Origin of the sequence: Pantoea sp. 22096 (genome assembly GCF_052045955.1) — a bacterium.
Taxonomy (GTDB): Bacteria; Pseudomonadota; Gammaproteobacteria; order Enterobacterales; family Enterobacteriaceae; genus Pantoea; species Pantoea alfalfae.
This window is the reverse complement of record NZ_JBQEPW010000001.1, coordinates 444715-460054: the sequence shown is the minus strand read 5'-3', so window position 1 is coordinate 460054 and position 15340 is coordinate 444715. Positions and strand designations below refer to the sequence as shown.

The 15340-nt window shown below is 58.5% G+C and carries 7 protein-coding genes; 5 read left to right on the top strand and 2 right to left on the bottom strand.

Going from position 1 to position 15340, the window contains the following annotated elements; genetic code table 11:
• The first annotated feature begins 125 nt into the window (after window positions 1-125).
• Both ACTJKZ_RS01990 and yegD read left to right on the top strand, forming a co-directional pair.
• Window positions 126-3461 carry a diguanylate cyclase gene (locus tag ACTJKZ_RS01990; RefSeq protein ID WP_440829140.1) on the top strand — a complete coding sequence of 1112 codons (3336 nt, stop codon included), beginning with the start codon at window positions 126-128 and terminating at the stop codon, window positions 3459-3461.
• Between the two features lie 75 nt (window positions 3462-3536).
• The gene (gene yegD / locus ACTJKZ_RS01985) at window positions 3537-4889 is read left to right on the top strand and encodes a molecular chaperone (RefSeq protein WP_161732274.1); all 1353 of its coding nucleotides are present in this window, start codon (window positions 3537-3539) and stop codon (window positions 4887-4889) included.
• Between the two features lie 233 nt (window positions 4890-5122).
• Here yegD and ACTJKZ_RS01980 read toward each other — a convergent pair whose 3' ends face one another.
• Window positions 5123-6466, bottom strand: coding sequence for a carbohydrate porin (locus ACTJKZ_RS01980; protein WP_222925235.1), 1344 nt, complete (start codon window positions 6464-6466; stop codon window positions 5123-5125).
• Between the two features lie 209 nt (window positions 6467-6675).
• Window positions 6676-7635 carry an aldo/keto reductase gene (locus tag ACTJKZ_RS01975; RefSeq protein WP_253419301.1) on the bottom strand — a complete coding sequence of 320 codons (960 nt, stop codon included), beginning with the start codon at window positions 7633-7635 and terminating at the stop codon, window positions 6676-6678.
• A 238-nt stretch (window positions 7636-7873) separates the two neighbouring features.
• Between ACTJKZ_RS01975 and ACTJKZ_RS01970 the strand changes: the two genes are divergently transcribed.
• The 3 genes from ACTJKZ_RS01970 to mdtC are packed head-to-tail and all read left to right on the top strand — an operon-like array spanning window position 7874 to window position 15305.
• Window positions 7874-9112, top strand: coding sequence for an MdtA/MuxA family multidrug efflux RND transporter periplasmic adaptor subunit (locus ACTJKZ_RS01970; protein WP_161732268.1), 1239 nt, complete (start codon window positions 7874-7876; stop codon window positions 9110-9112).
• Window positions 9112-12234, top strand: coding sequence for an MdtB/MuxB family multidrug efflux RND transporter permease subunit (locus ACTJKZ_RS01965; protein ID WP_253419307.1), 3123 nt, complete (start codon window positions 9112-9114; stop codon window positions 12232-12234). Before ACTJKZ_RS01970 ends, ACTJKZ_RS01965 begins: the two co-directional genes overlap by 1 nt.
• On the top strand, window positions 12231-15305 hold the full coding sequence (mdtC, locus tag ACTJKZ_RS01960; protein ID WP_161732264.1) for a multidrug efflux RND transporter permease subunit MdtC: 3075 nt from the start codon (window positions 12231-12233) through the stop codon (window positions 15303-15305). The genes ACTJKZ_RS01965 and mdtC overlap by 4 nt, the downstream gene beginning before the upstream one ends.
• The last annotated feature ends 35 nt before the right edge of the window (window positions 15306-15340 follow it).

Here is a 15340-nt window from a genome sequence, read left to right as displayed (position 1 = left end):
TCGCCGAATAACGGGCAATATTGATTTCACCCCTTTTTTCTTTGCCGAATGTGCTAGCATGCAGTCAGAGAATGACTGGTGCCTGATTCGCCGTTGCGGAGCCCTGCACCCTGCCGGAAGTCCGCATGACGATAGAGATCCTGTCCCCGCAAAATAACATGCCAAACCGCTGGCTCTCGGCCCTGGTGCTTGGCTGCGTGGTGTTTGTCCTGACCCTGTTCTGTCTTGAACTGATTGTTGTCAGTGGGAAGATTTCCCCGCTCTGGTTCCCGACCACCTTAATGACCGTCGTGGTTTTCCGCTGCCCGTCACGACAGTTGCCGCTGCTGTTGACCGCTTGTGTGCTGGGCACCGCGGGGGCTAATGCCATCATCATCGGACCTGCTCTCTCTAATATTAAATTCGCGCTGCTTAATCTTATTCAGGCCGGCATAGGTGGCATGCTGCTGCGCGCCCTGCTAAATCGGCGCGCGCCGCTGAATTCGCTCAACGACTGGGCCAGGATGGTGTTGTCAGTCGGCATCGTGACGCCGGTGCTTGGCGGCCTGCTCGCGATCTGGACGCTACAGGTCAGCGGTCATGCCTCGTTTCCCTTCTTCTATACCTGGGTAATCTCCGAGATCATCGGCATGCTGGTGTTAGGCCCGATGCTGCTTCTGCTGCCCTGGCCGCTGCGGCGCGCGCAGTTCAGCGATCTGCGCCTGGCCGAATCGCTGCTGACGCTGCTGCTTACCCTCGGGGCCAGTTATCTGGCACTGCGTTTCCTGCCGTGGCCCTTTACCTTTATTGTGGTAATCCTGTTCTGGTGTGCAGTTCGCCTGCCCAAGCTGCAGGCGTTTGTCCTGTTCTTCCTGAACGCCAGTTTTATCTCAATACTGCTGGCTTTTGATTTGGTCAACGTGGTCAATAACAACAGCGCCCTCGGCCCGGTCTCCAGCTGGCTGCCATTTCTGCTGGTGTTAATCCCCAGCCATATTATGTCGCTGGTGATGGATGCGTCCCGGCGTGAAAAACTTCATATTACCGACAGCGAAACCCGCTTCCGGCATGCTATGGAGTACTCCGCCATCGGTATGGCGCTAGTCGCACCTGAGGGCAACTGGCTGCAGGTGAATCGATCTCTGTGTCAGACTCTGGGTTATCCGGCAGAAGAGCTGAAGCGTCTGACCTTTCAGCAGATTACCCATCCCGACGATCTCTCACTCGATTTGCAGCATGTGAGCCGGCTGCTGGAAGGCGAGATTGATACTTATACCTTCGAAAAGCGCTATTTCCGTAAGGATGGCGAAATTGTCTGGGCGCGGCTGACGGTCTCGCTGGTGCGCGACAGCAGTCATGCCCCGCTCTACTTTATTGCGCAGATTATCGATATCTCAGAGCTGAAGCAGAGTGAGCAGGTGAACCGCCGGCTGATGGAGCGTATTACGCTGGCCAACGAGGCGGGCGGCATCGGCGTGTGGGAGTGGAACCTGCTGACCGGCGAGATGTTGTGGGATAAGCGCATGTACGCCCTGTTTGGCCTTGCGCCGCATGAGTCGCCCAGCTATGACCTCTGGATCCATCTGCTGCACACCACCGATCGGGAATATGCCGCGATGACGGTACAGCAGGCAATTGAACTGCGCAGCGCGTTCCACATGGAGTATCGCGTAGTCAATGCTGAAGGACAGCGCTGGGTACGTACCCAGGCTAACCGGCAACTGAGCAAAGAGGGGCGCATTGAGCGCATGCTGGGTATCTGCCAGGACATCACGCCACTCCGCAACCTGAATGAAGCACTGTTTCAGGAGAAAGAGCGCATGGCGATCACCCTGGATTCCATCGGCGAAGCGGTGATCAGCACCGATAAAGAGATGCGCGTCGCCTTTATGAACCCGGTAGCAGAAAAGATGAGTGGCCTCTCGCAGGAACAGGCAGCCGGTCAGCCGCTGAGTGAACTGCTGCATATCACTCAGGGGCGTAACGGCCCGGAAGTCGAAAATCTGCTGTTATGCCAGCTGCCGGCGGAAAAAATCACCCCTGGGCTCGCGGAAGATCTGGTGCTGCATACGCCCGAAGGCGGCCATATCGATATTCACTACAGCATCACACCGCTGCGCTCCGAAGCGGGCCTGGAACAGGGTGCCGTCATGGTTATTCAGGATGTCAGCGAATCCCGCAAACTGATGAAGCGGCTGAGCTATAGCGCGCTGCATGACACCCTGACCCGCCTGCCGAATCGTGCCAGTTTCGAGCTTCAGCTTAAACGTCTGCTGTTTGATGCCGCTGAACATCAGCATCAGCATGTGCTGGTGTTTATCGACCTGGATAAGTTTAAAGCGGTCAATGACAGCGCCGGACACGCCGCAGGCGATGCGTTATTGCGTGAGCTCTCTGATTTAATGCAGCAACATCTGCGAAGCAGCGATTTCCTGGCCCGGCTGGGCGGTGACGAGTTTGCGCTGCTGATGCCAGATTGCGAAGTCGCTCAGGCGCATGACGTGGTGCAGCGCATCGTCGCCGCGGTCAATCATTACCGGTTTCAGTGGCTGGGCCGCCTTTATCATGTGGGTGCCAGCGCGGGCGTTACGCAGATTTCAGCGGATAACTGCCAGAGCGGCGACGTGCTTTCGCAGGCGGATATCGCCTGTTACAACGCCAAACGCAGCGGGCGCGGACGGCTGGTCATCTATGAACAGCATCGGTTACCGCTGCCAGGTAATCATCAGGGCATGGATGCAGCAATGATTGATGCGCTGAAGATCGAACTGCCTGCCTGGGCCGTTGCGCCGCCCAAAACACCGCAGGCAGCCTTTATCTGGCTGCTTGAGGTTCAGCTGTTAACGGCTGACGGGCTGCTGGTGGATGAAACGTTGCTGCGCAATAACCTGTCTGACGATACGCTGCGGCGGCAGCTGGATAACACTATTCTGGATGCTTTTTTCCGTCACGATGTGCAGAGGCTGAATAACAAAGGCATTCCGGTGATCCTGCCACTCAATGCACAGGTTCTGAGCGATGCCGCCTGTGTGCAGCAACTCTGTCAGCGCTTTGTTGCCGAGGGTCTCTCCGACAGCCGCTGTGGTTTCGCTTTCCCTGCAGCCAGTGTGCTCAGCAAAGGCGATCAGCTCTATGCCGCACTAATGCAACTGCGGCAGTGTGGCTGTCGTGTCGTGTTGCAGCATTTTGGCCGTAATCTGGATGCCTTCAATCTGCTGAGCGACGAAGTAGTTGATTATCTGGTGCTGGCGCCTGAACTGGTTGCTAACGTTCATAACAATCTGATGGATGAGATGCTGCTGACCATCATTCAGGGCCAGGCAAAACAGCGCAATATCTCGGTCCTGGCCGGGCCAATTTCAGTACCCGCCGTACTCAGCACGCTGGCGACCCTTGATGTGGATGGCGTCTGGGGCAGTGCCGTAGCCGAGCGTCAGCCGTTGCGTTCTCTGGCTGAAGATCGCATCTTCGCTATCCGTTAATTCCCGCGCTGCCTGCTTGCCACCCTGCTGAAGCTGCGCTAAAGTCGCCCCCTTTTTTCCGGCATGGGGGCGAAAATGTTCATAGGATTCGATTACGGCACGGCTAACTGCGCCATTGCAGTCAGCGAAAATGGCACGCCACGTCTGTTAACGCTGGAAAATGATCAGCGCCTGCTGCCGTCAATGATCTGTGCGCCGACCCGCGAGTCGATCAGCGAATGGCTCTATCGTCATCATCAGGTGGCGACACCAGACAGCGAAACCACGGCGCTGCTGCAGCGTGCGATGCGTTATAACCGCGAAGAGGATATCGAGGTCCAGCCCAACAGCGTGCAGTTCGGCCTCACCGCGCTGCAGCATTACATGGTCGACCCCGAAGATGTCTGGTTCGTTAAATCGCCCAAATCGTTCCTCGGTGCCAGTGGCCTGAAGCCGCAGCAGATCGCCCTGTTTGAAGATCTGGTCTGCGCCATGATGCTGCACATCCGCCAGCAGGGTGAAAGCCAGCTTGATCAGCCCATCGATCAGGCGGTGATCGGGCGGCCGGTCAACTTCCAGGGCTTAGGCAGCAAAGAGTCTAACCAGCAGGCGGAAGGCATTCTGCTGCGCGCCGCCCACCGCGCCGGTTTCCGCGACGTGGAGTTTCAGTTTGAGCCGGTCGCCGCCGGGCTCGATTTCGAAGCGACGCTGAAGCAGGAGACGACGGTTCTGGTGGTGGATATCGGCGGCGGTACGACCGACTGCTCGATGTTGCTGATGGGACCAGAATGGCGTGATAAGGCGGACCGGCGGGAAAGCCTGCTGGGCCACAGCGGTTGCCGCGTGGGCGGTAACGATCTGGATATTATGCTGACGTTTAAGACTCTGATGCCGTTACTGGGCCTGGGCGGTAACACCCTGAAAGGCACCGCGTTGCCTGCCCTGCCGTGGTGGAACGCCATCGCGATTAATGATGTTCCGGCGCAAAGCGACTTTTATAGCCCCGCCTGCGGCAAGTGGCTGCGGGATTTAGTACGTGATGCGGAACAGGGTGATGTTGTGGCTCGTCTGCTGAAAGTGTGGCAGCAGAAGCTCAGTTATCGCCTGGTGCGCGCCGCGGAAGAGAGCAAGATTGCGCTGTCATCCAGCCCGGCGCAGACCGCCTCTCTCGACTTTATTGCCGCGGCATTAGAGACAGAGATTGGCGTGGATCAGCTGCAGGATGCCATCAGTCAGCCGCTGGAGAAAATTCTGGAGCAGGTGCAGCTCGCGCTGGCCACCAGCCAGATTAAGCCCGATGTGATTTATCTGACCGGCGGCAGTGCGCGCTCACCGTTGCTGCGCGCAGCGCTGCAGAAGACGCTGCCGGACACGCCGATTGCGGGAGGCGATGATTTCGCCTCCGTCACCGCAGGGCTGGCCCGCTGGGCGGAAGTGATGTTCCGTTAATTCTGCTCTACGCTGCGCTGCAATAAAAAAACGGCACCTGAAGGTGCTGTTTTTGTTTGCGGATCACTGAGAGCAGGCTCAGGGAGCATACGCCTTTCGCAAAGACGCAAAACCCGCCATCCCTGGCGGGCTCAGCGCGGGCCATCCCAGGCCCGCTATGCTTTGCTACTGGCGTATACACCCATCGCTTTAAGTCTGGGAGTCGTCTGTTTAGGTGCCGTTTTTATTGTAAATCAGAATGCAATATTGGCGCTGATACCGCCGATAAACGCATCCTTCACTTCGCTCACCCCGCCTGGTGCCACCACATACTGCAGGTTAGGTCGCAGTGACATCCAGTTCGTCACTTTGGCGTTGTAGTAAACCTCATAGTTGTACTCTGAACCTTCCTGAATCGGCAGATAAGTCGGGCTGTCAAAGCGGCTCTCGCCATTGGCCTGATTTTGTTGACGCAATGAGCGGGTATAGTCGCTGTTCACGTGAATACGCGATGCGCCCACACCGATCTCATCCTGCGGACGGGCATCGAACGGTCCAGTCCAGGTAAAGGCGATAGACTGGTAGTTATCGGTCTTCGAGGTCTTGTGATCGTTCATCACCGCCTGAACCCGCACGCCCAGACCGCGATTCACATCGCCATCCTGCGCGGTCAGCTGTTGCTGCAATAACAGATAGCCGCCGTAGGAATGCGCCTGATCCTGATAACCACCGTTGCGCCAGCTGCCATAGACATCGCCATCCACTGACGAATAGTAATAACCGATGCGGTAGTTACCCGGTAATTTCTCCGGCCCGAAGGTCGGTTTCCAGCCCAGTTCGACCGGCACCAGATTGCCTTCTGAATTGCTGGTATCCAGACGGAAGCCATCGCCGCGATCGTAGTTAGCACGGTTCTGATTATAGAAACCGACCTGGAAGAAGACATCCGGCGTGATATTAAACTTAACCCGGCCGCCCCACTGCGACACCGGCCAGTTGAACCAGCGATCGCCACGCCAGTTACCCGCCTGCCCGCTGCCCAGCGCCAGATTCTGGAACAAATTGCCATCGAAATTATCGAAATCTTCACCTACCGTTACCCGTCCGGCTTTAATATCAACCACATCGTTGAACAGCCCTTTGCGCAACCAGAACTGCGTCAGACGCCAGGTCTGACCGCGACCATAAACTTCCTGGACTGAGGAGAGCATACCGGTGCGTTGATCCGCGACCTGATCGGAAAGATTCTGCCCGTTACGACTGGTGACGGTCATCTGAAACTCGGCATCCTGCCAGTCCAGCAGCTTCTGCAGATCGAAATTGGTGCCGAACGTCCACTGGTCGCTGTAGCGCATGGTGGTATTGGTATCGGCTCCGCCGCCTAAATTCGCGGCGCTTTCCATGGTGTAGTTAACGTCAAACTTAATGCCGTCGTCCTGCAGCTGCGTTCGGTACCCGCCCCAGTCACCAAACATCCATTCGGAGTCCGGGCTGAAAGCATCAGCGGCCAACGCCTGCGCGGAAAACATGGCCAGGATCAGGGTGCCGGTTGCCACACGGCGCAGCGGGAAACGCTGCTCTGCTTTTCTGTTTTTCATCTTGCTTATTCTTATATAAGTTACGGAAAATGACGCGCAGAGGATAGTGCTGGATAACCTCTGTTTTTTGTAAATACGTGCGCATAATTACCCGTAACATCCGTTTATTAACGCATTTGTGATCGGGATCTCTGATTGGTTATTCTCTGGGCGAGGTGCGTATTTTTTGACAGATACAGCGTAAAAAGGGGCGCTATCGCCCCTTGTGTTTACTGGCTGGCCTGATCCAGTTGATCAATCTGTGCCGGGGTCAGCGTCAGCTGCATGGCGCCAGTCAGATCGTCGAGCTGTTTAAGTGAGGTAGCACTGACAATCGGTGCGGTAATACCGGGCCGGGCAATCTGCCAGGCCAGCGCCACCTGCGTCGGTGTCACCTGATGCGCATCGCTGATCGCATCCAGCGCGTCCAGGATCCGCAAACCGCGCGGGTTGAGGTATTTGTCTACCACGCCCTGCCCCCGCGCGCTTTTACTGGCATCCGCTGCATCACGGTATTTACCACTGAGAAAACCGCTGGCGAGTGAGTAGTAGTTGATCACACCTAAACCGTGCGCCCTGACCACCGGCTCCAGCGCCGACTCATAGGGCTGGCGGTCATAAAGGTTGTATTCAGGTTGCAGGGTTTCGTAACGCGCCAGCCCCTCCGTTTCACTGATCTTTAATGCTTCCTCAAGCCGCGCCGCGCTGTAATTCGAGGCACCAATCGCCCGCACTTTCCCCTCGCGGATCAGACTGTCAAAGGTGCTCAGCGTGTCTGCCAGTGGCGTGTCCTGATCGTCACGGTGCGCCTGGTAGAGGTCGATGTAGTCGGTCTGCAACCGGCGCAGTGAATCTTCGACCGCCTGACGGATATATTGCGGCTTCAGCCCGGTTTTCTCCGGGGACAGCTCCATACCGACTTTGGTTGCCAGCACGACCCGATCGCGCTTGCCGCTTTTTTTCAGCCACTCACCAATAATGGTTTCCGATTCACCGCCTTTATTGCCCGGCGCCCAGCGGGAATAGACATCCGCGGTGTCGATAAACCACAGCCCTCGATCCACCAGCGCATCCAGCAGAGAAAAGGAGGTGGATTGATCCACCGTCCAGCCAAACACATTGCCGCCAAACGTCAGTAACGGCACCGTAATACCACTGTCACCCAACTGCCGGGTTTGATTCTGACTCATTATCTGCTCCTGATTTGCCTGCAAACGGTCTGTTTTTCAGCATAGCAAAGTCATTTCACGCCTTTATGACGATTGTGCTGCGATTAATGAAGGAACAGGCATAATTACCCCGCCCTGACAGATATCCTTATTTCCTTCAACTTTTGCCCGTCAGAGGCGACTACACTCTGTCGTTTGCAGGCTACCCCTTTCATGCCTGCGCCTGGGACTACGTCACTGCTGGAGAGCATCAACAATCATGAGCACCCGACATCCTGTTATGAAAAAAACCCTGATCGTGCTGGCCCTGATCGCCGTGGCCGCTGGCGGCTACTATGCCTGGCAACGCAATGCCCAGCCGCAGAGCAGCAGCCAGACGGATTCGCCAGCGCCACGTGGCGGTAAAGGCGGCGGTGATGGCGCGCGTCGTCCCCTCGCACCGGTTCAGGCCGCAACCGCCACTCGCCAGAGCGTGCCGCAATTTCTCAGCGGACTGGGAACGGTGACCGCCGCTAACACCGCCACGGTGCGCAGTCGGGTCAATGGCGACCTGCTGGCGATCCACTTCACCGAAGGCCAGCAGGTGAACGCAGGCGATCTCCTGGCAGAAGTCGACCCGCGGCCTTATCAGGTGGCGTTAACCCAGGCTCAGGGCCAGCTGGCGAAAGATCAGGCGACGCTGGCGAATGCCCGTCGTGACCTGGCGCGCTTCGAGAAGCTGGCAAAAACCTCGCTGGTGTCACAACAGGAGCTGGACACTCAGCGCTCACTGGTGAGTGAAACGCTCGGCACCCTGAAAGCGGATGAGGGCGGCGTTGCCAGTGCGCAGCTCAACCTGACCTACAGCCGGATCACCGCGCCGATTGCTGGCCGGGTCGGGCTGAAACAGGTGGATGTTGGCAACTATGTCACCAGCGGCGACACCTCCGGTATCGTGGTGATCACCCAGACGCACCCGATTGATGTGGTTTTTACCCTGGCAGAAAACAGCATCAGTTCCATTCTGCAGGCGCAGAAAAGCGGCCTGCCGCTATTGGTTGAGGCCTGGGATCGCAGTAATCAGAATCTGATCGCCAGCGGCAAACTGCTGAGCCTGGATAACCAGATTGATGTCACCACCGGCACCATCAAAATCAAAGCGCGTTTTGATAATCAGGACGATACGCTGTTCCCTAACCAGTTCGTCAATGTGCGGCTGAAGGTCAACACCCTGCAGGATGCAGTGGTCATTCCGCCTGCCGCATTGCAGATGGGCAACGAAGGCCACTTTGTCTGGGTGGTGAACAGTGACAATAAGGTCAGCAAAAAAAGCGTAATTGCTGGTCTGCAGGACAGTGAGAAAGTGGTGATCAGCGCCGGTCTGGAGGCGGGTGAACGCGTAGTGACAGACGGGCTGGATCGCCTGACCGAAGGCGCGAAAGTTGAGGTGGTCGCGCCGCAGAGCAATGCTCCGCGCGCCACCCGCGCGACCCTGCCGTCAAAAGGAGAGCGTGAGTAATGCAGGTCATGCCTCCCGATCACAGTGGCGGGCCGTCACGCCAGTTTATTCTGCGCCCGGTTGCCACCACGCTGTTGATGATTGCGATTTTGCTGGCCGGGATACTGGGCTACCGCTTCCTGCCGGTCTCGGCGCTGCCCGAAGTCGACTATCCGACCATCCAGGTCGTCACGCTCTATCCGGGTGCCAGCCCGGATGTGGTCACCTCATCGATTACTGCCCCGCTTGAGCGTCAGTTTGGTCAGATGTCTGGCCTGAAACAGATGGCGTCGCAAAGCTCCGGCGGTGCCTCGGTAGTGACGCTGCAGTTCCAGCTGACGCTGCCGCTGGATGTGGCAGAACAGGAGGTGCAGGCAGCCATTAACTCAGCTACCAATCTGCTGCCCAACGATCTGCCTAATCCGCCGGTCTACAGCAAAGTGAACCCTGCCGATCCGCCGATCATGACGCTGGCCGTTACCACCCGCAGCATGCCGCTGACGCAGGTGCAGGACATGGTGGAAACGCGCGTCGCACAGAAAATCTCTCAGGTCAGCGGCGTCGGACTGGTGACGCTGTCGGGCGGTCAGCGTCCGGCGGTGCGGGTGAAGATGAATGCGCAGGCGCTGGCGGCGCTGGGTCTGACCAGCGAAACGGTGCGGACCGCGATCAGCAATGCCAACGTCAATTCGGCTAAAGGGAGCCTGGATGGCCCGACCCGCTCCGTCACTCTGTCAGCCAATGACCAGATGAAGTCGGCGGAAGATTATCGCCAGCTTATCATCAGCTATAAAAATGGTGCGCCGGTACGACTGGGGGATGTGGCAACCATTGAGCAGGGAGCAGAAAACAGCTGGCTCGGTGCCTGGGCCAACCGCGATGCGGCGATTGTGCTCAACGTTCAGCGTCAGCCCGGTGCCAATATCATCGCCACGGCAGATAATATCCGTGCCATGTTGCCCGCCCTGACCGCCGCCCTGCCAAAGTCGGTAGACGTTAAACTGCTCACCGACCGCACCACTAATATTCGCGCTTCGGTCAACGACACACAGTTTGAGCTGATGCTGGCGATGGCGCTGGTCGTGATGATCATTTATCTGTTTCTGCGCAACGTACCCGCCACGCTGATCCCGGCGGTGGCCGTACCGCTTTCGCTGATCGGTACCTTTGCAGCGATGTATTTCCTTGGCTTTTCCATTAACAACCTGACGCTGATGGCGCTGACCATCGCCACCGGCTTTGTGGTCGATGATGCCATCGTGGTGATTGAGAACATCTCACGCTATATCGAGAAAGGGGAAAAACCGCTGACCGCCGCACTGAAAGGGGCCGGGGAAATTGGCTTTACCATTATCTCCCTCACCTTCTCACTGATTGCGGTGCTGATTCCGCTGCTGTTTATGGGCGACGTCATTGGCCGCCTGTTCCGTGAATTTGCCGTCACGCTGGCGGTGGCGATTCTGATTTCAGCGGTGGTGTCACTGACCCTGACGCCGATGATGTGCGCCAGGATGCTGAGCGCGGAGTCGCTGCGCAAACAGAACCGCTTTTCGCGGGCCAGTGAAGCGATGTTTGATCGTATCGTCGCCACCTACGGTCGTGGCCTGAGCCGGGTGCTGAATCACCCCTGGCTGACGCTGTCGGTGGCGCTGGGCATGCTGGTCCTGACGCTGCTGCTGTGGATGGTGATCCCGAAAGGCTTCTTCCCGCAGCAGGACAACAGCATTATTCAGGGTACGCTCCAGGCTCCGCAGTCGGTCTCCTACGCCAGTATGGCGCAGCGCACCCGCGATGTTGCCTCCATTATCATGAAAGATCCGGCGGTTGAGAGCATGACCTCGTTTGTCGGCGTAGATGGCACCAATGCCTCGCTGAACAGCGCGCGGCTGCAGATCAACCTCAAACCGCTGGATCAACGCGACGACCGCATTCCTGCCATTCAGCAGCGCCTGCAACAGCAGGTCAGTGAGGTACCGGGCGTGCAGCTGTGGCTGCAGGCGGTGCAGGATCTCACCATTGATACCCAGGCGAGCCGCACGCCTTATCAGTTCACGCTGCAATCGGGTTCACTATCGTCGCTCAGCACCTGGGTTCCGGCCCTGCTGACCCGGCTCAGCACCCTGCCACAGCTGCGCGATGTCAGCAGTGACTGGCAGGATCAGGGGCTGGAAGCCTATGTCAACGTGGACCGCGACAGTGCCAGCCGGCTTGGCATCAGCATGGCGGACGTCGATAACGCGCTCTATAACGCCTTTGGGCAGCGGCTCATCTCAACCATCTATACGCAGGCGAATCAGTATCGTGTAGTGCTGGAGCAGGATAATAACGCCACGCCAGGGCTGGCGAGTCTGGATGCTATTCGCCTGAACAGCAGCGACGGCGGCAGCGTGCCGCTAAGTGCCATTGCCCGTATCGAGCAGCGCCACACGCCGCTGAGTATTAACCATCTCGACCAGTTCCCGTCGGCGACCTTCTCGTTCAACGTGGCTGACGGCTATTCGCTGGAAGATGCGGTAAAAGCCGTCTCACAGGCAGAAGCGCAGCTTGGCATGCCTGCCGAACTGATGACCCAGTTCCAGGGCAGCACGCTGGCCTTTGAGGCGGCGCTCGGCAGCACGGTCTGGCTGATGGTGGCGGCCATTGTGGCGATGTACATCGTGCTGGGCGTGCTTTATGAGAGCTTTATTCACCCGATCACCATTCTCTCGACGCTGCCTACCGCGGGTGTTGGCGCGCTGCTGGCGCTGATGCTCAGCGGCAATGAACTGGATATTGTGGCGATTATCGGCATCATCCTGCTAATCGGCATCGTGAAAAAGAACGCCATCATGATGATCGACTTTGCGCTGGCGGCGGAGCGTGAACAGGGTATGAAGCCTGTTGATGCCATCTATCAGGCCTGCCTGCTGCGCTTTCGCCCGATTCTGATGACCACGCTGGCCGCCCTGCTCGGCGCGCTGCCGCTGATGCTTAGCACCGGCGTCGGTGCTGAGCTGCGCCATCCGCTGGGCATTGCCATGGTCGGCGGGCTGATTCTGAGCCAGGTGCTGACGCTGTTCACCACGCCGGTGATCTACCTGCTGTTTGATCGTCTGGCGCACGCCACCCGTCGCCGCTTTGGCCGCACGGAGGCCGCAGAGTGAAGTTTTTTGCCCTGTTCATCAACCGGCCCGTCGCGACGACCCTGCTGACGCTGGCCATCGCCCTGGCGGGCATGCTGGGTTTCCGGCTGCTACCGGTAGCACCGCTGCCGCAGGTCGATTTCCCGGTGATTGTCATCTCGGCATCACTGCCGGGTGCCTCACCGGAGATTATGGCGTCGTCGGTGGCCACGCCGCTGGAGCGCTCGCTGGGACGCATCGCGGGCGTCAGTGAAATGACCTCCACCAGTTCGCTGGGCAGCACCCGCATCATTCTGGTGTTCGATTTTGATCGCGATATCAATGGCGCGGCGCGCGATGTGCAGGCCGCGATCAATGCGGCGCAGAGCCTGCTGCCCACAGGCATGCCGTCGCGTCCCACCTATCGCAAAGTAAACCCTTCTGATGCGCCAATTATGATCATGACGCTGACCTCGGATACCTACAATCCTGGTCAGCTCTATGATTACGCCTCGACCCAGCTGGCCCAAAAGCTGTCGCAGATCGAGGGCGTGGGCGACGTCACCGTGGGCGGCAGTTCGTTGCCTGCGGTGCGTGTGGCGCTCAATCCGCAGGCGCTGTTTAATCAGGGCGTGTCGCTGGATGCGGTGCGCACCGCGATCTCGAACGCCAACCAGCGTCGGCCGCAGGGCGCACTGGATGACGCGCAGCAGCGCTGGCAGTTGCGTACCAATGACGCGCTGCAGACCGCCCGTGAGTATCAGCCGCTGGTGGTGCATTACAAAAACGGTGCAGCGGTGAAGCTGTCCGATGTGGCGACCGTCGAGGATTCGGTGCAGGACGTGCGTAACGCCGGGATGTCGCGCGGTAAACCCGCGGTGCTGCTGCTGATCCGCAAAACGCCTGAAGCCAACGTCATCGATACGGTTGACCGGATCCGTGCCGAAATGCCGCTGCTGCATGAGGTGATCCCGGCCGCCATCGATCTGCAGATTGCTCAGGATCGCTCGCCCACCATTCGCGCCTCGCTGCATGAAGTGGAGCAGTCTCTGTTAATCGCCGTGGCGCTGGTGATCCTGGTGGTGTTTGTTTTCCTGCGCTCGGGGCGTGCCACGCTGATCCCCGCCGTCGCCGTGCCGGTTTCGCTGATCGGCACCTTTGCCGCGATGTACCTGTGCGGCTTCAGCCTGAATAACCTGTCGCTGATGGCGCTCACTATCGCCACCGGCTTTGTGGTGGATGATGCAATCGTAGTGCTGGAGAACATTGCCCGCCATGTCGAAGCGGGCATGAAACCGCTGGCCGCCGCGCTGAAAGGGGTACGGGAAGTCGGCTTTACCGTGCTGTCGATGAGCCTGTCGCTGGTTGCCGTGTTCCTGCCGCTGCTGATGATCGGCGGCCTGATTGGCCGTTTCTTCTCTGAGTTTGCCATTACGCTGTCGGTGTCTATCATCATCTCGCTGTTTATCTCCATCACCCTGACACCGATGATGTGCGCGTATCTGCTGAAGCCCCACGGGCCGCGCAGCCAGCCCCGTCGCCGCGGCGCAGGCCGGCTGCTGATGGCGCTTCAGCAGGGTTATGGTCGCTCGCTTAACGTGGTATTGAACCATGCACGCTGGGTCATGCTGCTGTTTTTCGCCACCATCTTCCTGACCGGCTGGCTGTTTGTTCATATCCCGAAAACCTTTATGCCGGAACAGGATACCGGGCGACTTTCCGGCTTTATCTCTGCTGACCAGAGCATTTCGTTTCAGGCGATGCGCAGTAAACTGCAGGATTTTATGGAGATCGTCGGTGCCGATCCCGCTGTAGACAGCGTGGTGGGCTTTACCGGTGGCATGCGCACCAACAGTGGCTCCATGTTTATCTCACTGAAGCCGCTGTCAGAGCGCAAAGAGAGTGCCGTGGAGATCATCGCCCGGTTGCGTACAAAGCTGGCGAAAGAGCCGGGCGCCAGCCTCTATCTGAATGCGGTGCAGGATCTGCGCGCAGGTGGCCGGGAGTCGAATGCCGGTTATCAGTATTCGCTGCTATCGGACGATCTCGCCGCGCTGCGGACGTGGGAGCCGAAAATTCGCGAGGCGTTCTCTGCCCTGCCGCAGCTGGCGGATGTGAACTCCGATCAGCAGGATAAAGGCAGCGAGATGGCGCTGACCTATGACCGGGAAAGCATGGCGCGGCTCGGCATCGATGTCTCTCAGGCCAATGCCCTGCTGAATAACGCCTTTGGTCAGCGTCAGATCTCCACCATCTACCAGCCGCTTAACCAGTACAAAGTGGTGATGGAGGTCGATCCACGCTACACCCAGGATATCAGCGCCCTGTCGCAGATGTTCGTGATAAACAGCGAAGGTAAAGCGATTCCGCTGTCGTGGTTCGCCCACTGGCAGCCCGCGAATGCGCCACTCTCGGTCAATCATGAAGGGCTGTCTGCCGCCTCGACCATCTCATTCAACCTGCCGGAAGGTGTGTCGCTGTCGCAGGCATCGGAGGCAATTGAACGCACCATGACCGCGATTGGCGTGCCCTCCAGCGTGCGCGGCAGCTTTGCCGGAACCGCGCAGGTGTTTCAGCAGTCGCAGAGCAGCCAGCTCTGGCTGATGCTGGCGGCGATAGCGGCGGTCTATATCGTGCTGGGGATCCTCTATGAGAGCTATGTCCATCCGCTGACGATCCTCTCTACCCTGCCTTCGGCGGGTGTCGGCGCGCTGCTGGCACTGGAACTGTTTGATACGCCCTTCAGCCTGATTGCGCTGATCGGGATTCTGCTGCTCATCGGCATTGTGAAAAAGAACGCCATCATGATGGTCGACTTTGCACTGGAGGCAGAGCGAAACGGCCAGCTCAGCGCGCGCGAGGCGATATTCCAGGCCTGCCTGTTACGCTTCCGGCCCATTTTGATGACCACGCTGGCGGCGCTGTTTGGCGCGCTACCGCTGGTGCTGAGCAGCGGCGACGGTGCTGAACTGCGCCAGCCACTGGGGATTACCATCGCAGGCGGACTGGTGATGAGTCAGCTGCTGACGCTCTTCACGACGCCGGTCGTCTATTTAATGATGGATAAGCTGCGGCGCAGAAAACGCCCGCTGGCCGCTGCGCAGCAGCCGTAATGGGTCTGGCGGCGACAGACGGGGAATGTTACGCC

What these genes read in the sequence shown, in the direction of transcription:
- ACTJKZ_RS01990 (WP_440829140.1), top strand. Translation starts at nt 126, where the DNA reads ATGACGATAGAGATCCTGTCCCCGCAAAATAACATGCCAAACCGCTGG.
- yegD (WP_161732274.1), top strand. Translation starts at nt 3,537, where the DNA reads ATGTTCATAGGATTCGATTACGGCACGGCTAACTGCGCCATTGCAGTC.
- ACTJKZ_RS01980 (WP_222925235.1), bottom strand. Translation starts at nt 6,466, where the DNA reads ATGAAAAACAGAAAAGCAGAGCAGCGTTTCCCGCTGCGCCGTGTGGCA.
- ACTJKZ_RS01975 (WP_253419301.1), bottom strand. Translation starts at nt 7,635, where the DNA reads ATGAGTCAGAATCAAACCCGGCAGTTGGGTGACAGTGGTATTACGGTG.
- ACTJKZ_RS01970 (WP_161732268.1), top strand. Translation starts at nt 7,874, where the DNA reads ATGAGCACCCGACATCCTGTTATGAAAAAAACCCTGATCGTGCTGGCC.
- ACTJKZ_RS01965 (WP_253419307.1), top strand. Translation starts at nt 9,112, where the DNA reads ATGCAGGTCATGCCTCCCGATCACAGTGGCGGGCCGTCACGCCAGTTT.